General features: G+C 66.8%; 19 protein-coding genes and 2 tRNA genes. 12 read left to right on the plus strand and 9 right to left on the minus strand.

Annotation, left to right across the window (positions count from 1 at the left end; genetic code table 11):
* Positions 1 to 250 precede the first annotated feature (250 nt).
* The 3 genes from AB4Y72_RS15825 to bcp all read right to left on the minus strand — a co-directional run bounded on the left by AB4Y72_RS15825 (position 251) and on the right by bcp (position 1,784).
* A complete protein-coding gene (locus AB4Y72_RS15825) occupies positions 251 to 925 on the minus strand; it encodes a fasciclin domain-containing protein (protein WP_441427102.1) in 675 nt (224 codons plus the stop codon).
* Between the two features lie 229 nt (positions 926 to 1,154).
* A tRNA-Leu gene (locus tag AB4Y72_RS15830) sits at positions 1,155 to 1,236 on the minus strand.
* A gap of 74 nt (positions 1,237 to 1,310) precedes the next feature.
* The gene (gene bcp / locus AB4Y72_RS15835) at positions 1,311 to 1,784 is read right to left on the minus strand and encodes a thioredoxin-dependent thiol peroxidase (protein WP_441427103.1); all 474 of its coding nucleotides are present in this window, start codon (positions 1,782 to 1,784) and stop codon (positions 1,311 to 1,313) included.
* Positions 1,785 to 1,915: 131 nt separating this feature from the next.
* On the opposite strand from bcp, the gene AB4Y72_RS15840 reads away from it, so the two are divergent.
* On the plus strand, positions 1,916 to 2,431 hold the full coding sequence (locus AB4Y72_RS15840; RefSeq protein WP_441427213.1) for a MarR family winged helix-turn-helix transcriptional regulator: 516 nt from the start codon (positions 1,916 to 1,918) through the stop codon (positions 2,429 to 2,431).
* Between the two features lie 107 nt (positions 2,432 to 2,538).
* Positions 2,539 to 2,988, plus strand: coding sequence for a universal stress protein (locus tag AB4Y72_RS15845; protein WP_441427104.1), 450 nt, complete (start codon positions 2,539 to 2,541; stop codon positions 2,986 to 2,988).
* On the opposite strand, the gene AB4Y72_RS15850 is transcribed toward AB4Y72_RS15845, so the two are convergent.
* Positions 2,985 to 3,614 (minus strand): DUF2510 domain-containing protein, encoded by a 630-nt coding sequence (locus AB4Y72_RS15850; protein ID WP_441427105.1) that lies wholly within the window; start codon positions 3,612 to 3,614, stop codon positions 2,985 to 2,987. The genes AB4Y72_RS15845 and AB4Y72_RS15850 overlap by 4 nt on opposite strands.
* 161 nt (positions 3,615 to 3,775) lie before the next feature.
* On the opposite strand from AB4Y72_RS15850, the gene AB4Y72_RS15855 reads away from it, so the two are divergent.
* Complete coding sequence (locus AB4Y72_RS15855) at positions 3,776 to 3,964, plus strand: hypothetical protein (protein WP_441427106.1); 189 nt, start codon at positions 3,776 to 3,778, stop codon at positions 3,962 to 3,964.
* A 748-nt stretch (positions 3,965 to 4,712) separates the two neighbouring features.
* Here AB4Y72_RS15855 and AB4Y72_RS15860 read toward each other — a convergent pair.
* From AB4Y72_RS15860 to AB4Y72_RS15880, 5 genes are all read right to left on the minus strand, one after another.
* The gene (locus tag AB4Y72_RS15860) at positions 4,713 to 5,582 is read right to left on the minus strand and encodes a class II glutamine amidotransferase (protein WP_441427107.1); all 870 of its coding nucleotides are present in this window, start codon (positions 5,580 to 5,582) and stop codon (positions 4,713 to 4,715) included.
* Between the two features lie 33 nt (positions 5,583 to 5,615).
* Positions 5,616 to 5,954, minus strand: a complete 339-nt coding sequence (locus AB4Y72_RS15865; RefSeq protein ID WP_441427108.1) for a YciI family protein — start codon at positions 5,952 to 5,954, stop codon at positions 5,616 to 5,618.
* Between the two features lie 200 nt (positions 5,955 to 6,154).
* Positions 6,155 to 6,230 (minus strand) — tRNA-Lys (locus AB4Y72_RS15870).
* A gap of 115 nt (positions 6,231 to 6,345) precedes the next feature.
* Complete coding sequence (locus tag AB4Y72_RS15875) at positions 6,346 to 7,458, minus strand: PQQ-dependent sugar dehydrogenase (RefSeq protein ID WP_441427109.1); 1,113 nt, start codon at positions 7,456 to 7,458, stop codon at positions 6,346 to 6,348.
* Positions 7,459 to 7,504: 46 nt separating this feature from the next.
* Positions 7,505 to 8,560: a sunset domain-containing protein gene (locus AB4Y72_RS15880; protein WP_441427110.1), complete on the minus strand. Its 1,056-nt coding sequence runs from the start codon at positions 8,558 to 8,560 to the stop codon at positions 7,505 to 7,507.
* 249 nt (positions 8,561 to 8,809) lie between these two features.
* Here AB4Y72_RS15880 and AB4Y72_RS15885 point away from each other — a divergent pair, with 249 nt between their 5' ends.
* From AB4Y72_RS15885 to metG, 9 genes are all read left to right on the plus strand, one after another.
* Positions 8,810 to 9,778, plus strand: coding sequence for a LysR family transcriptional regulator (locus AB4Y72_RS15885; RefSeq protein ID WP_441427111.1), 969 nt, complete (start codon positions 8,810 to 8,812; stop codon positions 9,776 to 9,778).
* Between the two features lie 99 nt (positions 9,779 to 9,877).
* The gene (gene ilvD, locus AB4Y72_RS15890) at positions 9,878 to 11,599 is read left to right on the plus strand and encodes a dihydroxy-acid dehydratase (RefSeq protein WP_441427112.1); all 1,722 of its coding nucleotides are present in this window, start codon (positions 9,878 to 9,880) and stop codon (positions 11,597 to 11,599) included.
* A gap of 408 nt (positions 11,600 to 12,007) precedes the next feature.
* Positions 12,008 to 13,906, plus strand: coding sequence for an acetolactate synthase large subunit (locus AB4Y72_RS15895; RefSeq protein WP_441427113.1), 1,899 nt, complete (start codon positions 12,008 to 12,010; stop codon positions 13,904 to 13,906).
* 2 nt (positions 13,907 to 13,908) lie between these two features.
* On the plus strand, positions 13,909 to 14,421 hold the full coding sequence (ilvN, locus tag AB4Y72_RS15900) for an acetolactate synthase small subunit (protein WP_441427114.1): 513 nt from the start codon (positions 13,909 to 13,911) through the stop codon (positions 14,419 to 14,421).
* A gap of 87 nt (positions 14,422 to 14,508) precedes the next feature.
* Entirely contained in the window at positions 14,509 to 15,534 is a 1,026-nt protein-coding gene (gene ilvC / locus AB4Y72_RS15905) for a ketol-acid reductoisomerase (RefSeq protein ID WP_441427115.1), read from the plus strand.
* A 151-nt stretch (positions 15,535 to 15,685) separates the two neighbouring features.
* On the plus strand, positions 15,686 to 17,281 hold the full coding sequence (serA, locus tag AB4Y72_RS15910; RefSeq protein ID WP_441427116.1) for a phosphoglycerate dehydrogenase: 1,596 nt from the start codon (positions 15,686 to 15,688) through the stop codon (positions 17,279 to 17,281).
* Between the two features lie 205 nt (positions 17,282 to 17,486).
* A complete protein-coding gene (locus AB4Y72_RS15915; protein WP_441427117.1) occupies positions 17,487 to 20,273 on the plus strand; it encodes an FtsX-like permease family protein in 2,787 nt (928 codons plus the stop codon).
* Entirely contained in the window at positions 20,270 to 21,037 is a 768-nt protein-coding gene (locus tag AB4Y72_RS15920; protein ID WP_441427118.1) for an ABC transporter ATP-binding protein, read from the plus strand. Before AB4Y72_RS15915 ends, AB4Y72_RS15920 begins: the two co-directional genes overlap by 4 nt.
* Positions 21,038 to 21,046: 9 nt before the next feature.
* On the plus strand, positions 21,047 to 22,606 hold the full coding sequence (gene metG / locus AB4Y72_RS15925; protein ID WP_441427119.1) for a methionine--tRNA ligase: 1,560 nt from the start codon (positions 21,047 to 21,049) through the stop codon (positions 22,604 to 22,606).
* Positions 22,607 to 22,651: the final 45 nt, after the last annotated feature.

A 22,651-nucleotide genomic window follows, 5' to 3' on the forward strand; every position in this document is an offset into this window, starting at 1 on the left:
CTGGGCACTGTACTGCTGGGCACTCGGGATCACCTCATGGAAAATGGATGGTCCGCCGGCTGCGGACCACCCTCAGTCTAGTTGACGGCAGAGTCCGCAATCTTGTGGGCCGCACCACGGCCGCCGGCCCGCGGTGGCGCCGGTGCGGCACACAAGCGAAGGCCCGCACCCCGGGAAACGGTGCGGACCTTCGTTCTCCTAGTGGTCCAGGGAGTCAGGCTGGAGCCGGGCAGGAGTGCTTGTGTGCTGACTACTTGGGCATCAGGACCGAGTCGACCATGTAGACCGTGGCGTTCGCGGTCTGGACGCCGCCGCAGACAACGTTGGCGCCGTCAACCTTGAGGGCATCCTTGGTGCCGGTCACCGTAACCGAACCGCCCTCAACCGTCTTGTGCGTGCCGACAATCTGGTCCGGGGTGATCTTGCCGGGGACCACGTGGTAGGTCAGGATCTTGCTGAGTGTGGCATCGTCACTCTTCAGTTTTGCGATCGTGGCCGCATCGATCTTCTTGAAGGCGTCATCCGTCGGGGCGAAGACGGTGAATTCGCTCCCGTTGAGGGTATCGACCAGGTTGACCTTCGGGTTGAGCTTGCCGGAAACGGCGGCGGTCAGGGTGGTGAGGATCGGGTTGTTGGACGCTGCGGTGGCGACCGGGTCAAGCGCCATGCCGGAGACGGAACCGGCACCGCTCGGGACCTTGGCGGCGTAGCCGGCGCAGCCGGGACCGACGAGGTTGGCGGCCGGGTCCATGGCTGCTGCGGAGGAGCTCATCGACGGGGACGGCGCCATGCTCGAGTCCGACGGTGCGGAGCTGGCGGGAGCCGAGGAAGCGGTGGTGCTGGATCCGCCGCAGGCAGTGAGGCTGAGCATGGTGGCAGCTGCGATACCTGCAACGGCGAACGTGGTGCGCTTGATGGTCTGCATTTCGGTTTCTCCTTTGTTGTGCCGATGGTTGCCTGCGGCGAATATTTGCCGCTGCGGCCCTTTCCCGACTGTTGGGCACCGACCCTTGGTTGGTGTCTCAATGGGTATTCGGCAGCTTGGAGGACACGGATGGGTGGGGATTCGAAATTCTTTTTAGTCCCCGGAAATCCCCTGAAATTCCGCCGGAAACCACGAGAACCCCGGTCCGAAGACCGGGGTTCTCTCTGTGTGCGCAAGGGGGGACTTGAACCCCCACGCCCGAAGGCACAGGAACCTAAATCCTGCGTGTCTGCCAATTTCACCACTCGCGCGCGGCGCCGTCGTCGTCCGGGGAAGAACCCCGGCGGCGGACGCCAGGGTCCATTGTACCCACGGCCGGCCCGAACTACTGCCCGATATTCAGGTCCCGGCGGAGTTTCGCGACATGGCCGGTGGCCCGGACGTTGTACTGCGCGACGGCCACCCTGCCCTGGGGATCGACAACGATGGTGGAGCGGATGAGGCCTTGGTAGGTCTTGCCGTAGTTCTTCTTCTCTCCCCAGGCCGCATACGCTTCTGCGACGGCATGGTCTTCGTCGGAGAGCAGCGGGAACGTCAGCCCTTCGGCGGCCGCGAACGCGGCAAGCTTTCCGACAGGGTCGGGGGAGATGCCCACCACGTCATAACCGGCCTGCTGCAGGGAAGCCAAGGAATCCCGGAAATCGCAGGCCTGCTTGGTGCAGCCAGGGGTGGACGCGGCAGGGTAGAAGTAAATTACTGTGTTCCGGCCGCGAAAATCGCTCAGGCTGACGTTGTGACCTTCGGCATTCTTGAGCGTGAATTCCGGTGCCGCGGCGCCGGCAATGAGTCGTTCAGACACGGGTAACTCCTTGGTGAGGACTGTGGCGAGAACCGCGGTAAGGCGGGTCGCGAACAGGGTGAACATCCAGCGTAATGAGCCGGCGGCCCCGGACCAAGCCGCTGCTCGCTATACTCTTGGGTATGCCTGATATGGATCGCTGGCCCACGGGCCGCCTATTGTCCACGGCAGCACGTCTCGTAGAACATTCCTGGAACGAAAAATTGGGGGCCATTGGCCTAACCCATGCCGGGGTGATCGCCATGGAAGTGCTCTCGGCGAATGGGCCAATGACACAAGCCCAACTGGCCCAGCTGGTGCGGGTCCAGGCCCAGACCATGGGCAAGACGCTGAGCCGGCTGGAGGCGCACGGCCACATTTCCCGGCAGCGCAGCGCCTCGGACCGGCGCAGCCAGGTGGTGTCCCTGACAGACCAGGGCCGCGAGGCCGTCAGCGCGGCCGCGGACATGGAACGCTCCGTGCTTGCCGCCACGCCCATCGACCCGGACCTGCTGCGCCAGGAACTCCAGGCCGTGGTCAGGATCCTGGCCACCAAGTCCTCGTCCGCCGAGGCCAAAGCCATTGTCACCGCCGTTGATCCCGGCCTCGCCGAGGCGGGTCCGGGCGCAGCTCCGAATCTCGCGGCCCGGGCGACCCCGCTGAACTAGCCTGCCCGGCGCGTGCTGCATCATGCCGTTCGGGGGATGTCCGGTACGCGTCCCGGGGAGGATGATGAGGCCAATCAGCTAGCCTCGACCCGGTCGGAGGAAATGGCATGGCCGCCAGCAGCCCGTTTGTCATCGTTGTAGGCGTCGACGGCTCCCCGGCGTCACAAGCGGCCCTCGATTGGGGCATGCAGGAGGCGAAACTCAGGAACGGCCAGGTGGTTGTCCTCGTGTCCTGGCAGTATCCATACATCACCGATGCCGCCGGGCAGGCGTGGGACTACACCGGATTCGAGCGGGACGCGCGGCTGATCCTCGACGGCGAACTCCGACGCGTGGATGATCCTGCGGTTCCGGTCACGGGACGTCTCGTAGAGGGGAATGCGGTTGCCGCGCTGGTGGAGGCGTCGCGCGAAGCCGACCTGCTGATTGTCGGTTCCCGCGGTCTCGGCGGCTTTTCGGGGATGCTGCTGGGCTCGGTATCCGCCCAGCTCGCTCACCACGCCCGGTGTCCCCTGCTGATCATCAGGTCAGGGGCTGAAGGCGATACCGCCGATTAGATCGATGCGGCCTGATTCGCGAGCGAGGACACCAGGGCGGACATTTTGAGGCCGACGAGCACCACCGCGAGGATGGTCACTCCGATCGTGGCCCACACCGGGGCCAGCCCGCGGCGCGGGGCGACCTCGTGCACAATCACGGAGCGGCCGATCACATAGACCTCCCGGCTGAGGAACACCCACGCCCAGTGAAACGGCCGGACCACGCCGTCCCTGCGCAGTTTGTCCCAATCCAAATAGGCCAGGAAGGCAGACACCCCCCAGACCAGGAAGCCGCTGGCCACCAAGAGGAAGTACGGCACCGTAAAAATCGACGCCGGATCCAGGGTCTGGACCTGCCGCGCGCCAACGGTACGCACCCGGAGCACCGGATTCCAGAACATCAGCATTATCAGCGGCACGAGCGGCAGGGCCACAATCGTCCAGATGTAGGCGTTGTAAACGGGAGCCCGGTCACTGATGCGTCTCCGTGGTTCCACCATCCGCTGGGGCTGCGGCGCCTGAAAGTGAGGTGCGCTGAATTGGCCGGTCCAGGCAGCACCGTTCCACCACTGAAGCCGGCCCGAGCCGGCAGGGTCTGGATACCAGCCAGGGCCGGGGGCTGAACTGTTCGGCGGGACGGTCATGGCGGTCATCCTTTGCGGCGCACGGGGCGTTGATCATTCAGGGCGGTCTGAAGCTTCTGAGACAGAGCGTACATGGGGGCGGCTGTGGTAGCGAGTGAGTATCGACGCGCCAGCGGATCTGGGGGACCATTAAAGGGCAATCACCATGAAGGAGGCCAGTGATGTGCTATTCGAACTACAAGGATTTCGGACGTGACACCAGGAAGGATGCCACCCGGGAAACTAAGGAACGCCGCGAGCCCCGCGCGGAGGCAAAGGAATTCAAGTTCTGGGCCTTCCCCCGCCGCAGCAAGGAGTTCACAGTCGAGGAACCGGAGAAAGTTGCCGACCGGTCCCGCGAGAAGGTTTAACACCACGATCTGATTCACCGGCCGCCGAAGCGACACAGTTAGCTGTGCCGGTTCGGCGGCCGTTTCAGGGCCGGGCTGCCCGGCGGAGGCCGAGCGCCGCGGAAAGGCCCAAAAGGACGCCCCCGAGCGCCAGCAGCGATGCGCCGGCAAGGCTGCTCTGCCCCTCTGGCCCGGAAGATGGCCGGCCGGCCTCGGCGCCCAGCACCGGCCCGGCCGAGGGGGTGGCATTCGGGCTCGCAGCCGACGCTTCCGGCGAGGCGGTGAGGGCAGCGGCGGGTGTCGGAGCGGCCCCGGTGGCCGGCGGGGAAGCGGTGCCCTGGACCGCCGATGACGCGGGGCCCGGCGTCGGCGGCGCCGGAACATGCGCGGGCTGGGCGGCCTGTCGTGGTGACGAGGCTCGGGACGGCGCTTGGGACACGGTCGGTGCAGCACCCGACGGCGACGGCGACGGGCTGTTCGGTGCGGTGGGTTGCGGTGTCGGCGAAGCAGATGACGGGCGTGGAGCGGGGCAGATCTTCACGGGCAGAAGTCCGGCCGGCGCGCATGGTGCAGCCGTTGCGGGCAATGCCAGGACGAGCGGCACGGCCGCGAGCACCAGAGCTGCCGCGGATGTGTAACAGGCCTTCCGGGTGGAATTCATCCTCCCCATCGTAAGGTTCCTCCGCTTTCGGCCCGGGCATCTCGGCCCGGTGAGGCCCCGTTTCGGCGAAGACCATGAACCCCCGGCCCACCGGCCGCTGATCGAAGGTCAGGGCCCCTGGGATGCCGCGGCCGCCGGGTCAAGATCGGACAAGCTGAGCGGATAGGCCGGGGCTGCCGGGAAGGGATAACTGGCGGTGACTGCCAGATCGGGGCCGACGTGCACGAGCTCACCGGGGGTGACGGGTCGCCACGCCGGGTTGTGATCCATTGGTTCGGTGGCGATGAGGACGTGCGAGGAGCTGGCGAGGTCCTCACTGCGGGCATGGATGCGGCGGCTCCTGGCCTCCAAAGGCGCTGCCGGGCCGTGGACCCTGGCAGGGTCACGTTCGAGAATGTGCAGCTCATGAGTGGCCGGGTATCTGACCGCCCAAAGGTCCGTCGCCGTCGTCACGATGAGATTCAGGCTCAGCACTGGCAACGTACAGGCGACCCAGGTGACGGCGCGGGTGATGCCCTCCGCGACGTTGCCGCCGGCCCGTCGGGTCTCGGCGGTGATGAGGGCGAAGAGCCGTTCGCTGTCCGTCTGACCCTGCACGAGGTCTGCGACCCCCAGCGCGGCCAGGCGCTGGTCGAGCCGGTCAAGGCCTCCGAAGGCGCCGTTGTGGGCGAACAGCCGGCCATCCTGCTCGAACGGGTGCGTGTTGACCCACGTGTGCGCGCCGGTGCTGGCATAACGGACATGGGCAAGAAAGGTCGTGCTCTTTAGATCCCGCGCCTCCCGGGTGAACGCGTGGTCTTCCCACGCGGCCAGGGGCTGCTTGGCCACGTGGGTTCTGCCGTCGGCGTCGTAGGTGCCGATGCCCGCCCCGTCAGGTTCCCTCCGGCTTTGGTCGGACAAGCTGTCCGGCGCGTCCAGGAGCCAGAACGTGGCCCTGACCGGGTCGAGGCCGGCGTGCAGGCCAAACAGTCGGCACATGGTCGCTCCTCGTGGGGGTTTGCTTGTGAACAGTTAGCTCGCCGGGTCGTACATGAACTCGCGGAGCTCCTGCGAGCAACGGCAACTCACCGCGATCTTCCTCGCCCACTCGACCGCGTCCTCGCGCGTCGGGAGCTCCAGCACAGTGAACCCACCCTTGAGTTCGGAGCCCGGGTAAATCTCGGTGCTCACCGACCCGTCGGCGGAGATCAGCACGGGAGCGACTTGCTCGTCGATCCCGCCGCCGAATACGTAGACGCCGGCAGCCTTGGCCTCCTCGATGACAGCATGAGATTCGGCGGAGACGATCGGGAACTCCTCGTCGGTGAGCACCATTGCTTCGCTCGGGAAGGAGATGAGGTATTTAGTCATGCCCCGATTGTGCCGGGCGGTCGGGCTGGAGGGCAACGAATCTGGATAGTCAACCCCGTGCGCCCAAGGGACTCGCCGGAAGAATCCTTCTGCGTGTCCAGGGGCCGGCCGGCTGCCATAAAGATCGTTCGGGCGTTCTATGGCAAAAAGAAAACCCCGCCTCGCACGACCGGTGGTCATGCGAGGCGGGGTTTCTCTGTTGGTGCACCCCCCGGGACTCGAACCCGGAACCCATTGATTAAGAGTCAATTGCTCTGCCAGTTGAGCTAGAGGTGCAGCTGTTGTTCTCGTTCATCGGGGCTTTTTCTTTCCCCGTTGTTCTCCGCAACGACATGAAACTCTACACGAGTTTGAGCACGGTGTGAAATCGAGCGAGCCGGCAGGTCCCAGTTCAGCCGGGAAGGTTCAAAATCAGCACAAAATCAGGGTTTTGATCGTTAGTGAGGAGCCACAGGCGGCCACCGGGAGCCTTCGAAACGTTGCGAATCCGGCCGTACTCTCCTGTGAAATAGCTCACAGGAGCGCCCGCGGACTCGCCGTTGAGGGGAACAGCCCAGAGCCGCTGGCCGCGCAGGGCGCCCAGGTACGCGGTGTTGCCGACAATCTCGAGTCCGCTGGGTGACGATTCGGCCGTCGACGGCCAGACCACTTTCGCGTCGAGGAAGCCCGCGCGATGGGGGGCGCCCGTCACGTCCGGCCAGCCGTAGTTGCCCCCGGGCACGATCAGGTTGAGCTCGTCGTTGACGTCGGGGCCGAACTCGCTGGCCCACAGCCGTCCCGCGCTGTCCCAGGCGAGTCCTTGGACGTTCCTGTGGCCAAGGCTGTAGACCGGGTTCTCGCCGAACGGGTTTCCCGGCGCCGGCCGGCCCTCCGCCGTGAGGCGAAGGATCTTGCCGCCGAGGGCCGTGCGGTCCTGCGGTTGCTCGGGACGCCGCGAGTCACCCGTGCCCACATAGAGGAAGCCGTCGGGCCCAAAGCGGATCCGGCCGCCGTTATGCGTGCCGGCCTTGGGGATGCCGGTGAAGACGGGTACCGGCGGGCCGAGCTCGAGCCGGCCGGCCCGCTCCTCGAGCCGCATGCGGGCAATTCGATTGTCCGTTGCCGCGGTGAAGTACGCGTAGAGGTAGCGGTCCGTCGCAAAGTGCGGGGACAGGGCAAGGCCCAGAAGGCCGCCCTCGCCGCCAGGCACGACGCCGGGCATCTTGCCAAGAGTGCCCAGTTGCCCGCCGCTGACGGTCCGCAGCAGGGCAGTGTCGCGTTCGGAAATGACGGCGGTGCCGTCGGGCAGATAGACGGTGGACCACGGCAGCTGCAACCCGTCAATCCGGCCCGCCACGGTGGGCTGGCCCGGCCCGCCCTGCTCAGGGCTGCCTCCCGGCTGACCCGTGGGCGGTGAGGTTCCGCTGCCCGTGCAGGCGGAGAGGAACAACAGGGTAACGGCCAAGGCTGCGGTCCAGGCCGTTGACCTGGACCAAAAGCGCCGGGCCGTCGGGCGCCTGGCCATGAAGCGGGGGAGTATCAAGGGCTGAGACGCAGTCCCGGGCCGGCTGCTACAGGCGGGTCCGGCGCGGGGGCCGGAACCCGGCAGCTTCGGCGTGCGCCGCGGAGATGAACCACACCTCTGCCCGGGTTTCCTCGTAGGCCGGGCTGGTCTCGTCGTGGTACGTCATGGACGATGCGTTTCCTTTGACGGTGAATCCTGCCGGCCCGCTGCCGTCGGCCGCAGGTGCAGCTGACCCCTCGCCGTAAGGCTGGTCGGTGGCCAGATGGCCGGCGGGCTCGGCAGTGTGGCTTGCGGAAGCCTCCGCCGCGGCGGACGAGGCAGCTGTCTGCAGGGTTTCCCCGTCTGCGAGGGGAGCGGCCTGGGCCGTGGGGGCCGCCGGTTCTGCCGGCGATTCGACGCCGGCGACGTCTGCCGCTGCCGGTGTCCCGGGCGTCGTCGTGACTGCGCCGGCGCCGCCGCCGATCCTGGTCCCGAGGCTCGCGTCCTCGTCCGCTTCCGCTGCTGCCGATTCGGCCCCCGGCAGAGTCGGGGCGTGCGACTCGGTGTATTCGGGGTGGTGCAGGGGAAGGCCCGCCGCGGCGGAAGCTGCGCCGGTCGCTCCGGCCTCGGCGGCCCCAGCTTCGGCGGGCGTTGCGACGTGCGCGCCGCGCGCTGGTTCGTGGTGCGCCGGCGCGGCATGCGTATCCGCGGGCGTCGCGGTTTCGGACCACTGGGTTTCCCACTCGGCGTTATCCGCAGCCCCGGCCGCCTCTGGCCCTGCTGCTTCTGGCCCTGCGGCGGCCGGTTCTGCGGCGGCTGGTTCGGCAGTCTCCGCGGCGCCCTCCCGGGCAGGCGCAGCCGGCTCAGGGGCTTGCGCTGCCTCGGGGGCCGTCATCGCGGCCGCCGCGCCGGCGGCCGCTGCACCGGCCGCCGGGGTCGAGGCGGCCGAAGGCGGTGCTTCGGTCGAAGCCGCCGCACCGGCCGAAGTGTCGGAAATGCTGCCGGTACTGGTGGTGCCGGCGGAGGTGGCATCCGCGCCGGCACGGCTCTTATTGCGGTTCAGGATCGCCCAGACAATAGCGACGACCACGATGATGACGATGAGCCAGACAATCCAGTCCATAGCAGAGCCTTTCAGTCCATATTCAGTCCATGAGATCCAGTGGAATTCAGTCGGTGAGATTCAGTCCGTGAAATTCAGTAGAGGAGGCATGGTTGCCGATGATTGACCGTACGTCCGGGCCAAGCCGGCTGTCCAGCCTTCCGGGGGCCGATGCGGGACCTCTCCGAGGCGCGGGGACGGACCGCGGACGGCCCGCTGAACAGGCCGGACACCGAAATCAAATCCGGGACCGCCGTGTAGCCTCGCCTCATGGATTTCAAGCGACTGCGGATTCTGCGCGAACTCGCCGACCGGGGCACGGTAGGCGCCACGGCGGAGGCCATGAAAGTCACGCCGTCGGCTGTCTCGCAGCAGCTCAAGACCCTGCAGGAGGAACTGGGCGTGGTCCTGGTGGAGAAGTCCGGCAGGGGAGTGCGGCTGACCGAGGCCGGGCTGGCCATGGCCGGCGCGGCCGCCGAGGTATCGACTGCCATGGCACGGGCGGAAGCTACGATCGACACGTACCGGCGCGGCTGGCAGACGCGGGTGGTGGCGGCGTTCTTTCCCAGCGCCGCCGAGATGTTCCTGCCGGGCCTGCTCCACCGCGTCAAGGCCATTGAGGGGCTTCGGTTCGAAGCGCACTTCGAGGATCCCGGTGTTGCCGGGTTCGCGGGCCTGACCGCGGACTACGACATCGTCCTGGCGCACAGTGTGGACGGGCCGGAGGTGTTCGGCGGGCAGGGGCTGACGGTGGTGCCGCTGCTGGACGAGCCGCTGGATGTCGCCCTGCCAGCGGGGCACGCGCTGGCCGGCAGGCCCACGCTGTGCGCCGAGGACGTGGTCGGATACCCCTGGATGGGTGTTCCTGAGGGGTTTCCCTTCGACACCGTGCTGCGCCAGATCGAGGTGCGGGCCGACGCCCAGGCTGTCCGAGCCCAGCAGTTCCCTGATCTGCGGGTCCTTGAGGCCTTGGTCAGCGCCGGGCACGGGCTGAGCTTGCTGCCGCGGTATACGGCTGTGGGCAATCAGGGCAGGGGGTTCGTCCTGCGCCCGCTGGAAGGCGTGAAGGCGAGCCGGAGCATCGTTGCGCTGGCCCGGCCGGACGTCGCGGCCCGGACCACCATCCAGCAGGTTCTGGCGATGCTCAAAGCCGAAGCCCAGGGTGTCGCCGAAGCCCCGAAACTACGTGACGCGGCTCACCTTAGCGGAGGCAAAGCGGTCGCAGATTTCAACATGTGAGACGGTAGTCCACTATTTGATCGAAATATTCCCGGTTTTCCGCTTAACGCTGCCTTTTGGGGTCGTGGGCCTCTGCGGGCGAGCCCTAGACTTTGAGCCATGAGTCAGGACACCCAAAAAGCAACAGACACAAAGCCGGACATCAAGCCCCGCAGCCGGGTCGTTACCGATGGAATCCACGCCGCCCCCGCGCGCGGCATGTTCCGGGCGGTCGGCATGGGCGATGACGACTTCGCGAAGCCGCAAATCGGCGTGGCGAGTTCGTGGAACGAGATCACCCCTTGCAACCTTTCGCTGAACCGGCTGGCCCAAGGCGCCAAGGAAGGCGTCCACGCCGGCGGCGGGTTCCCGATGCAGTTCGGCACCATCTCCGTCTCGGACGGCATTTCCATGGGCCACGAGGGCATGCACTTCTCCCTGGTGTCCCGCGAGGTCATTGCCGACTCGGTCGAGACGGTCATGCAGGCCGAGCGGATCGACGGCTCGGTGCTGTTGGCCGGTTGTGACAAGTCCCTGCCCGGCATGCTGATGGCCGCGGCCCGCCTGGACCTGGCTGCCGTCTTCCTCTACGCCGGCTCGATCATGCCCGGCTGGGTCAAGCTCGAGGACGGCTCCGAAAAGGAAGTCACCTTGATCGACGCCTTCGAGGCCGTCGGTGCGTGCGCGGCCGGCAAGATGAGCCGCGAGGACCTTGACCGCATCGAAAAGGCCATCTGCCCGGGCGAAGGCGCCTGCGGCGGCATGTACACCGCGAACACCATGGCGTGCATCGGCGAGGCCCTGGGCATGTCCCTGCCGGGTTCTGCCGCGCCGCCCTCGGCGGACCGCCGTCGTGACGCCTTTGCGCACAAATCCGGCGAAGCCGTGGTCAACCTCCTGCGCCTGGGCATCACCGCCCGGGACATCATGACCCGCAAAGCCTTCGAAAACGCGATCGCCGTCACCATGGCCTTCGGCGGTTCCACCAACGCCGTGCTGCACCTGCTCGCGATCGCCCGCGAGGCCGAGGTGGAGCTGACGCTGGAGGACTTCAACCGGATCGGCGACAAGATCCCGCACCTGGGTGACCTCAAGCCGTTCGGCCGCTACGTGATGACCGACGTCGACAAGATCGGCGGTGTGCCGGTGATCATGAAGGCCCTGCTCGACGCCGGCCTGCTGCACGGTGACTGCCTCACCGTCACCGGCAAGACCGTGGCCGAGAACCTCGCCGCGATCAACCCGCCGGACCTGGACGGCAAGATCCTGCGTGCACTGGACAACCCGATCCACAAGACCGGCGGCATCACCATCCTGCACGGATCGATGGCTCCGGAAGGTGCCGTCGTCAAGAGCGCCGGCTTCGACGCCGACGTCTTCGAAGGCACCGCCCGCGTGTTCGAGCGGGAGCAGGGCGCCCTGGACGCCCTGGACAAGGGACAGATCAACAAGGGCGACGTTGTCGTGATCCGCTACGAGGGACCCAAGGGCGGCCCCGGCATGCGCGAGATGCTCGCCATAACGGGCGCGATCAAGGGCGCGGGCCTGGGCAAGGATGTCCTGCTGCTCACCGACGGGCGGTTCTCCGGCGGTACGACGGGTCTGTGCATCGGCCACGTCGCGCCGGAAGCCGTCGACGGCGGCCCCATCGCCTTCGTCAAGGACGGCGACCGGATCCGCGTGGACATCGCGTCCCGCACCTTCGACCTCCTGGTCGATGAGGCCGAGCTCGAGGCCCGCAAGGTCGGCTGGGAGCCGCTCCCGGCCAAGTTCACCAAGGGCGTCCTGGCCAAGTACGCCAAGCTCGTCCACAGCGCCTCCACGGGCGCGTACTGCGGGTAGTGACAGTCTGACCAGCTGAACCCAACTAGCTCGCAGCAGGGGCCGTTATGGACGGTCATAACGGCCCTTATCTGCGAGCTAGTTGGGGAAGCGTTCAATCAGTGGACACCGTTGTCCAGATAGTGAGACAGGAGCCGGGCTCGTTGACACGTGTCTCACTCAGAGGGAAAACTGAACGCATGATCGAGATCGTTACCGCCGGCATCGCCGTCGTCGTCCTTACCAAGCGCGTGGCTGACTAGCCCGACTGGTAACGAACCGTCACGCGCAACCCCTCGAAGAGCCTACGGCTGAGGGGTTTTTTTATTTCCCGCAAGACCAGCACCAACCAGCACCACCAGCAGTACGCAGCACCCTGATCCACCCAGCAGTTCCACGATCACAGAAGATCCACAAAGGAAGAGTCCGATGAGCAAAGGATCGCCGATCAGCCCCTCGCTGATGGCCACTAAGTCCGCTGGAGCCCACAAGGCTCCGGAACGCGTCGAGCGTCCGGCCGAGGCCGGCGTCGACACTGCTGCCGTCTCTCCTGTCCTCGGACCGAACAACGTCGTACCCCCGACGGTCATGACCGGTTCGCAAGCAATCGTCCGCTCGCTCGAAGAACTCGGCGTGAAGGACATATTCGGTTTGCCCGGTGGCGCAATCCTGCCCACCTACGACCCCTTGATGGCCTCCACAATGAACCACGTTCTGGTCCGTCACGAACAGGGAGCCGGCCACGCCGCGCAAGGCTACGCCATGGTCACCGGACGGGTTGGCGTCTGCATCGCCACCTCGGGCCCGGGTGCCACCAACCTCGTCACCGCCATCATGGACGCCCACATGGACTCCGTGCCGATCGTGGCCATCACCGGCCAGGTCTCCAGTGGAGTGATCGGCACCGACGCGTTCCAGGAAGCGGACATCGTCGGGATCACCATGCCGATCACGAAGCACTCCTTCCTGGTCACCGACCCCAACGACATCCCGCACGTGATGGCCGAGGCCTTCCACCTGGCGTCCACCGGACGCCCGGGACCGGTCCTCGTGGACGTCGCCAAGGACGCCCAGCAGGGCCAGATGACGTTCTCCTGGCCGCCGAAGATCGATCTGCCGGGCTACCGTCCGGTGCTGCGCGGCCACAGCAAGCAGGTCCGCGAGGCCGCCCGGCTCATCTCCGCCGCCAGCAAGCCCGTGCTCTACGTCGGCGGCGGCGTGGTCAAGGCCCACGCCTCGGCCGAGCTGCGCGAACTGGCCGAGCTGACCGGTGCCCCCGTGGTCACCACGCTCATGGCCCGTGGCGTGTTCCCGGACTCGCACCCGCAGCACGTGGGCATGCCGGGCATGCACGGCACGGTTTCCGCCGTGACCGCGTTGCAGCAGTCCGATTTGCTGATCACGCTCGGCGCCCGGTTCGATGACCGCGTGACCGGCATCCTGAAGTCCTTTGCCCCGAACGCCAAGGTCATCCACGCCGACATCGATCCGGCGGAAATCTCCAAGAACCGCACCGCCGACGTCCCGATCGTCGGCTCGGTCAAGGAAATCATCCCGGAGCTGACCGATGCCCTCCGCGTGCAGTTCGAGGCCTTCGGCACCCCGGACCTGACCAATTGGTGGGCGTTCCTGAACAACCTCAAGGAAACCTACCCGCTTGGCTGGACCGAACCCGAGGACGGGCTCAGCGCGCCGCAACGGGTGATCGAACGCATCGGCGCCCTGACCGGGCCGGAGGGCATCTACGTCGCCGGCGTGGGACAGCACCAGATGTGGGCCTCGCAGTTCATCAAGTACGAACGCCCGCACGCCTGGCTCAACTCCGGCGGCGCCGGCACCATGGGCTACGCCGTGCCGGCGGCCATGGGCGCCAAGGTGGGCGAACCGGACCGCGTGGTCTGGGCGATCGACGGCGACGGCTGCTTCCAGATGACCAACCAGGAACTGGCCACCTGCGCGATCAACAAGATCCCCATCAAGGTTGCAATCATCAACAACTCCTCGCTGGGCATGGTCCGGCAGTGGCAGACCCTGTTCTACGAGGGCCGCTACTCCAACACCGACCTCAACACCGGCCATGACACCGTCCGCATCCCGGACTTCGTCAAGCTGGCGGACGCCTACGGCTGCGCCGCCTTCCGGTGTGAACGCGACGAAGACATCGACGCCACCATCCAGAAGGCACTGGAGATCAACGATCGCCCCGTGGTTGTCGATTTCGTCGTGAGCCCCAACTCGATGGTGTGGCCGATGGTCCCCGCCGGGGTCAGCAACGACCAGATCCAGGTTGCCCGCAACATGACCCCCGAATGGGAAGAGGAGGACTGAACATGCCCCGCCACACATTGTCCGTTCTGGTCGAAGACAAGCCCGGTGTGCTGACCCGCGTCGCCAGCCTCTTCGCCCGCCGGGCCTTCAACATCAATTCCCTGGCCGTTGGCCCCACCGAGGTCCCGGGCATGTCCCGGATGACCGTGGTGGTCGACGCCGACGGCGAGCTGATCGAACAGGTCACCAAGCAGCTGAACAAGCTGGTTAACGTGATCAAGATCGTCGAGCTCACCTCCGAATCTTCCGTACAGCGTGACCACATCCTGGTCAAAGTACGTGCGGATGCCGCAACACGCCTGCAGGTCACCCAGGCTGCAGACCTGTTCCGCGCTTCAGTGGTCGACGTCTCCACAGAGTCGGTGGTCATTGAGGCAACGGGCCACCCCGAGAAGCTCACGGCACTCCTGTCAGTGCTTGAGCCATTCGGCATCCGCGAAATCGTGCAGTCCGGCACCCTGGCCGTTGGGCGGGGATCCCGCTCCATGAGTGACAGGGCGCTACGCTCCGCGTAACCGCCCAAGACACGGCGCAGCGCCTAAGCGCCCAGTACCGCAGCACCAGAGACACCATCGAAAAACCACTCAAGAGGAGTTACGCAAGTGACTGAAATGTTCTATGACGACGACGCAGACCTGTCGATCATCCAGGGCCGCAAGGTTGCCATTGTCGGCTACGGCTCCCAGGGCCACGCCCACGCGCTGAACCTGCGCGATTCCGGCGTCGAGGTTGCCATCGCGCTCAAGGAAGGCTCGACGTCGATCGCCAAGGCCGAGGACGCCGGCTTCACCGTCAAGAACGTCGCCGACGCCGCCGAATGGGCCGACGTCATCATGATCCTGGCGCCGGACCAGTACCAGCGCTCGATCTACAACGACTCCATCAAGGACAAGCTGACCCCCGGCAAGGCCCTGGCCTTCGCCCACGGCTTCAACATCCGCTTCGGCTACATCAAGGCCCCCGAGGGCGTTGACGTCATCCTGATCGCCCCGAAGGCTCCCGGCCACACCGTGCGCCGCGAGTTCGAGGCTGGCCGCGGTATCCCGGACATCATCGCCGTCGAACAGGACGCCACCGGTTCCGCCTGGGATCTGGCCAAGTCCTACGCGAAGGCCATTGGCGGCACCCGCGCCGGCGTGATCAAGACCACCTTCACCGAAGAGACCGAAACGGACCTCTTCGGCGAGCAGGCTGTTCTGTGCGGCGGCGTGTCGCAGCTGGTCCAGTACGGCTTCGAGACGCTCACCGAGGCCGGCTACCAGCCGCAGATCGCCTACTTCGAGGTCCTTCACGAGCTCAAGCTCATCGTTGACCTGATGTGGGAAGGCGGCATCGCAAAGCAGCGCTGGAGCGTCTCGGACACCGCAGAGTACGGCGACTACGTCTCCGGCCCGCGGGTCATCACCCCCGAGGTCAAGGAGAACATGAAGGCAGTCCTGAAGGACATCCAGGACGGCGCCTTCGCCAAGCGCTTCATCGATGACCAGGATGCCGGCGCCCCGGAGTTCAAGGAGCTGCGTGCCAAGGCAGAGCAGCACCCGATCGAGGCGGTTGGCCGCGAGCTCCGGTCGCTGTTCGCCTGGCAGCAGCAGGACTCCGACTACGTCGAAGGTTCCGCAGCCCGCTAAACCGCGGCCCGCTAAACAATGCCCGGCAGGGGAGCCGGACACCATGATTTGGGGTCCGGCTTCCCTGCTGTCCGGCACCGCCCGCAGCACCAGCACCACCTGATTCACCAAAATCCCCACCTGATACACAAGAGAGCTAAAGAGGTCACCGGTGACAAGCACCAAACCTGTCGTACTCCTCGCTGAGGAACTTTCCCCCGCCACAGTCGAGGCCCTCGGCCCGGACTTTGAAATCCGCCAGACTGACGGCGCCGACCGTTCCCAGCTGCTCTCCGCGATCGCCGACGTCGACGCGATCCTGGTCCGCTCCGCCACCCGGCTGGACGCCGAGGCCATCGCCGCCGCCAAGAACCTCAAGGTGATCGCCCGCGCCGGCGTCGGGCTGGACAACGTGGACATCAAGGCGGCCACGCAGGCCGGCGTCATGGTGGTGAACGCGCCGACCTCCAACATCGTCTCCGCCGCCGAATTGACCGTCGGCCACATCCTGAGCCTCGCCCGCCACATCCCGCAGGCCAGCTCCGCCCTCAAGGACGGGGAGTGGAAGCGCTCCAAGTACACCGGCATCGAGCTCTTCGAAAAGAAGATCGGCATCATCGGACTTGGCCGGATCGGCGCCCTCGTCGCGGCCCGCCTGAAGGGCTTCGACACCAAGATCCTCGCGTACGACCCCTACATCACCTCGGCCCGCGCCGCCCAGCTCGGTGTCCAGCTGGTGACCCTCGACGAGCTCCTGGCGCAGTCGGACTTCATCACCATCCACATGCCCAAGACCCCGGAGACCGTCGGCATGCTCGGCGCCGACGCCTTCAAGAAGATGAAGAGCACGGCCTACGTGGTCAACGTCGCCCGCGGCGGCCTGGTGGACGAGGAAGCCCTCTACACCGCGCTGCAGGCCGGCGACATCGCCGGTGCCGGCGTCGACGTCTTCGCCAAGGAACCCAGCACCGACCTGCCGTTCTTCAAACTCGACAACGTCGTGGTGACCCCGCACCTGGGCGCCTCCACCGACGAGGCCCAGGAGAAGGCCGGCGTCTCCGTCGCCAAGTCCGTCCGGCTCGCCCTGGCCGGCGAGCTGGTCCCCGACGCCGTCAACGTCGCCGGCGGCGTCATCGCCCCGGACGTCCGCCCCGGCATCCCGCTGATGGAAAAGCTGGGCCGCATCTTCACGGCCCTGACGCATGCTTCCCTCACCCAGTTCGACGTCGAGGTGGCCGGCGAGATCTCCTCCCTGGACGTCAAGGTCCTGGAGCTCGCGGCACTCAAGGGCATCTTCGCCGACGTCGTGACCGAGCAGGTCTCCTACGTCAACGCCCCGGTGATCGCGGAACAGCGCGGCATCAACGTCCGGCTCATCACGACCCCGGACACCGAGTCGTACCGCAACGTCCTGACCCTGCGGGGCGCACTCAGCGACGGCAGCCAGATCTCCGTCGCGGGAACCCTCACGGGCCCGAAACAGATCCAGAAGCTGGTGGGCGTCAACGGCTACGAGGTGGAAATCCCGATCAGCGAGCACCTCGTGGTGGTGGCCTACTCGGACCGCCCCGGCGTGATCGGCACGATCGGCCACATCCTGGGCATGAACAACATCAACATCGCCGGCATGCAGGTGGCGCGCCAGGCAGAAGGCGGCCAGGTGCTTGCCCTGCTGACCATCGACAGCTCCGTTCCCCAGCAGGTCCTTGACGCGATCAAGGCCGGAATCGGCGCCGATATGGTCCGCGAGGTTGACCTCGAGGACTGAAATCCTCCCCGCAGGGCGCCGGCGGCGGCATGACCGCCGCCGGCGGCCACGAGCGGACGGCTGGTCTGCGTACAATGGCTAGGACCGAATCACAGGTCTTGGCCGGCAGACCGGCCTTTACTTTTGCACGCCCGGCACGGGACGCCTTCAATTCCGCAGGAAATGAACTGCGGCGTGCGCACGCAATCCAGCTTTCAGGAGCCCAATGAACGCCGTCCAGAGGTTCATCAGAAGCAGAGTGCTTTTGCTGACCGCGTCCATTTTGATCGTGGCCATGTGCCTGTCCGTCCTCGTCCAGGGTCAGTCCCAGGCGGCGCTGAGCAGGACCGTGGACCAAAACTCCCGGGGACTCTACGACGTCCTTGTCCAGGCCAAGGCGGGGGGCAGCGGCGGCCTCATGCAGCCGGACATCGCCACCGGCCAGGGCGGCATCAGCTTCGACCAGCTGGACTCCATCCGCAAGCTCTCGGGCACCTCGGTGGCTGCGCCGATCAGCCTGGTCTCCCGGGTCACCCAGAATCTGGAGTCGCCGCGACTGGACGCCACCGACTACCTGGGCTTCAACGCTGGCCTCGCGGGCACCGCGGGGGACCCGACCGCCACGGATCCGAGCAAATGGCCGGCGGCGGAATCGGTCCTGAGCGACACGCCGAAGAAGTACCGCCTGACCGCCAGCGCCGTCAGCTCCGACGGCCACTCGGACCAGACCCTCTTCAAGACCACGGCCGAAGGCACGCTCGGCAAGGCCAAGCTCGTCGAAGAGCAGGTTGCCGGCGGCAAGAATGTCCGCATCCAGGGCCCCGCCGGCGAGACCGGCATCAAGTTCCCCGCCCCGGCCGGGGGCTCCGAGCACAACCTCTTCAACCTCTCGGTCTCCCTGCCCATGGCGCCGCAGGTGACCGAGTCGGTGGTCGCCGTCGACCCCGTCTCCGAACGCGCACTCCTCGGCACGGCCGGTGACTTCCTGGCCCCGCTGGAGAAGGCCCCGCCGGCCGACGCCCGCAACGCCGGCGCGATCGGCCGCCACTTCGAAAGCCTCTTCACCAACGGCATCAGCATGGACGAACTCAAGGAAGGCCCGGACTTCCTCGGCGTCAAGCTCAAGTACTGGGCACCGCTGATGACCCAGTACCAGCAGGCCAAGCGCGACGGCCAGCTCACCGCCGATTCACAGGCCATCCCGCTGATCGTTCGCTCGGGGACCGCCCTGGACCTGAAGTACTCGGTCAAGATCGAGGAAATCGACGACGCCGGCAACGTCACCAAGGACGTCGGCACTGTCACCCGCTCGCTGGACAAGGACTACCTGCCGTTCGTCTCCAAGTCCCCGTTCGCCCTCGCCTGGCCCGGGTCCAAGGACCTCTCGAAGCTCATGGGCGACACCGGATCCTTCAGCCAGGGCCTCTACAACCCGGCCACTTGGAGCACCAACTTCGCCGCGGCACCGAAGTACAAGGACGGCGACACCGCCGCCAACGGCGCCGTGAACAAGAGCGCCACGCCCGGTGACTGGGTCACCGTGAACCGGCTGCCCGACAAGGCCGCAAACGGCGCCGCTGTCGACCAGACCCAGCGCAACCCGGTGGACGAACGGTCCTACCGGCAGAACCTCGAGACCGGCAAGAAGCTCGCCACCCCGCTGGCCATGGTCTACGGCACGTTCGACCCCGCGGCAGTCAAGGAAGCCGCCGGCGACGTCAACCGGCTGCCCCTCGGCGGTTACGACCCGGCTCCGTTCACCCTGACGAAGGACGCGGCCGGCAACGAGACCAGCACCGAGCTCAAGCCGTCGCTCAGCGCCACGGGCCTGGTCAGCCAGTCCGCCGGCGCCATCACCGACTTCTACGGCCTCGCGGCCGCCCGCGGCTACGATGCGAACGCCAACGTGATCGACGCCGTCCGGGTCCGCGCCAAGGTCCCCGGCAGCTGGAAGCAGGCGCAGCCCGAGGTTGAAAAGCTGGCGAACGAGATCCGCGGCATGGGCCTGCAGGCCACCGTGGTGGCCGGTTCTGCCCGCGAGGACGCCAACATCGCCGTCCCCGGCTACTCCAAGGACGACGCCGGCAAGGAATCACCGCTGGGCACCGTGCAGCAGTCGTGGGTCCGGCAGGATGCCGCGGACGCCGTTTCCGGATCCCTGACCGCCACGAACGTGACCCTGCTGTTCCTGACCCTCTGCGGCGCCGCCCTGCTGACCGGCGCCTCCACCGTCAGCTACGTCCGCAAACGGCGCAGCGAGGCCGGCACACTGCGTGCCATGGGCTGGACCCAGCGCAGGATCCGTTCCTGGGTGCTGGCCGAATTCGGCGTCGGTGCGGCGCTGCTGGCCGTCGTCGGCATCGCCCTGAGCCTGATCACCTGGAGCGCGGCCACGGCGATCGTCTCGGCGTCGGTCCTCGTGCTCTACGCCGGTGCCGCGTTCGTCGCGGCGCAGCAGCTGCGCCACCGCGAGGAGGTCGACCAGGAACCGCAGCACGACGAACGGCTCATGGCGATCGATTCGCCGCTGACGTTTGCCAACCGGCAGCTGAGCACCAACAAGTTCAACACCATCGCCCTGGCCGTCGCCGTCGGCGTCTTCGGCGCGTCCGTTGGCGGCCTGGTCGCCCTGCTGATCGACATTCCCCGGGCCGCCGGTGCCAGCGCCCTCAGCGGCCTGGCCGCGGCCAGCATCGCGCTGCCCAGCATCATCCTGGGCGTGTCCGGCGTGGCCGTCGGCCTGGTGCTGACCATGGTCACCGGGCGGTTCGAGCTGCAGGCCAAACGCCAGTACCTCGGGACGCTTCGGGCCATGGGCTGGAACCCGGACATGCTGGGCCAGGTCCGCTTCTTTGAAAACGCCATGGTGGGAACCGTCGCATTGCCGCTGGGCGTCGTGGGCGCCCTCGGCATCGGCCTCCTCCTGGCCCCCTATGCCGCACTGTGGGCCGCAATCGCCGGTCTTGTGGCTGTACTTTGCTGGATTCCTATTGCAACGAAAGTGGTCCAATGACTAACGAGCTGAACCTTGACCGGGAGGCACACGACCGGATGACCGCCAGCACGCGGCGTGGTGCGCACAAGACCCGCGCCAACACAATCGTGAAGGCCACGGACCACGCCACCCCGCTGGAACTGAGCAACATCACCATCCACTACGGCGGCGGCAAGGGCGGCGCGGAGCCGGTCAACGTCGTGGACGACTTCAACATGACGCTGCACGCCGGCGAAATGCACTGCGTCGCCGGCCGCTCCGGGTCCGGCAAGACCAGCATCCTGACCGTCGGCGCGGGCCTGACCCTGCCGACGTCGGGCCGGGTGTTTTGGGAAGGCGACTCGCTCGAGACCATGGGCGACGACGAGATCGCCGACCGCCGCCGCGCCCTGATCGGCTACGTGGACCAGGGCGGCGCCCTGATCGACGGGATGAGCGCGCTGGAGAACGTCCTGCTGCCGGCCGTGCCCGACGGCGAGGTGGAGCAGCGCCGCGACATGGCCAAGGACCTCCTGGACCTCGTGGGCCTGGGCCGGCGCATGCGTCACCGCCCGGCCCAGCTCTCCGGCGGTGAGCGCCAGCGGGTGGCGATCGCCCGCGCCCTCATCCTCGGCACCCGCGTCCTGGTAGTTGACGAGCCCACGGCCAGCCTGGACCGGGCCGCGGCCAACCGCATCATCAGCATCCTCAAGGACACCACCTCGGACGGCATTGCGGTGCTGGTGGCTTCACATGACCACGAACTGGTCCGCCAGAGCGATACCCTCACCGAACTGATCTAGATTTAGACCGTGACTTCAACAGATAAAACCCCGTTCTACATCACCACGGCCATCACGTACCCCAACGGCGAGCCGCACATCGGTCACGCCTACGAGTACATCGCCACCGATGCGATGGCCCGGTTCAAGCGCCTGGACGGCTACGACGTCTTCTTCCTGACCGGCACCGACGAGCACGGCATGAAGATCGCCCAGGCCGCCGAGAAGGAAAGCGTCACGCCCAAGGAGCTGGTGGACCGGAACGCCGAGATCTACAAGGCGGCGCACGCTGCCCTGGGGATCTCCTACGACCGCTTCATCCGCACCACCGACGCGGACCACTACGCGGCGTCGCAGGCGATCTGGAAGAAGATGGAAGCGAACGGGGACATCTACCTCTCCAAGTACGAGGGCTGGTACTCGGTCCGCGACGAGGCGTACTACGGCGCGGACGAGACCGTGGTCAAGGCCGACGGCGTGCGCTACTCGCGCGAATCGGACACGGAGGTCAAGTGGACGGCCGAAGAGAGCTACTTCTTCCGGCTCTCCGCGTACCAGGACAAGCTGCTGGCGCTGTACGAGGCGCACCCGGAATTCGGTGCACCCCAGTCACGGTTCAACGAGGTCATCAGCTTCGTCAAGCGCGGCCTGGAGGACCTGTCCATCAGCCGCACCACGTTCGACTGGGGTGTCCCGGTACCGGGCAACGACAACCACGTCATGTACGTGTGGGTCGATGCGCTCACCAACTACCTCACCGGCGTCGGCTACCCGGACCTTGAGTCGGAATCGTTCAAGAAGTTCTGGCCGGCCGATGTCCACGTGATCGGCAAGGACATTTCCCGGTTCCACGCCATCTACTGGCCGGCGTTCCTCATGAGCGCGGGGCTGGAGCTGCCGAAGCGGATCATGATCCACGGCTTCCTGCAGAACAACGGCGTCAAGATGTCCAAGTCGCTGGGCAACGTGGTGGCACCTGCGGACTTCGTGGCGCAGTACGGGCTGGACCAGGTGCGGTACTTCTTCCTGCGCGAGGTCCCGTTCGGCGCGGACGGCAACTACAACCACGAGGCGATCGTGGGCCGGATGAACTCCGACCTCGCCAACAACTTCGGCAACCTGGCCCAGCGGTCGCTGTCCATGGTGGCCAAGAACTGCGAGGGCCGCGTGCCGGCGCCCGGCGCCTTCTCGGCCGAGGACGCCGCGCTGCTCGGCCAGGCCAACGGTCTGCTGGACGTTGTCCGCGCCGCGTTTGAGAAGCAGGAGTTCAGCCGCGCGCTGGAGGCCATCTGGACGGTGCTGGGGGACACCAACGCCTACTTCGCCGAGCAGGCACCGTGGGTGCTGCGCAAGACCGACGTCGAACGCATGAACACGGTGCTCTACGTGACGCTGGAGGTGCTGCGGATCGTCGCGATCCTGGCCCAGCCGGTCATGCCGACGGCGACGGCGGCCATCCTGGACACCCTTGGCCAGCCCCAGGGCGCGGCGCGCCAGTTCGAGGCCCTGGGCACGCCCATTGCTGCCGGCACCGAGCTGCCGGCCCCGGCCCCGGTGTTCCCGAAGTACGAGGAGCCCGCCGAGGCCTGAGCCTGCACCCACCCGGACGCTCCCGCAGATCCGGCGGCGTTTCCG

This window comes from Arthrobacter sp. YAF34, assembly GCF_052113245.1.
Classification (GTDB): domain Bacteria; phylum Actinomycetota; class Actinomycetes; order Actinomycetales; family Micrococcaceae; genus Arthrobacter.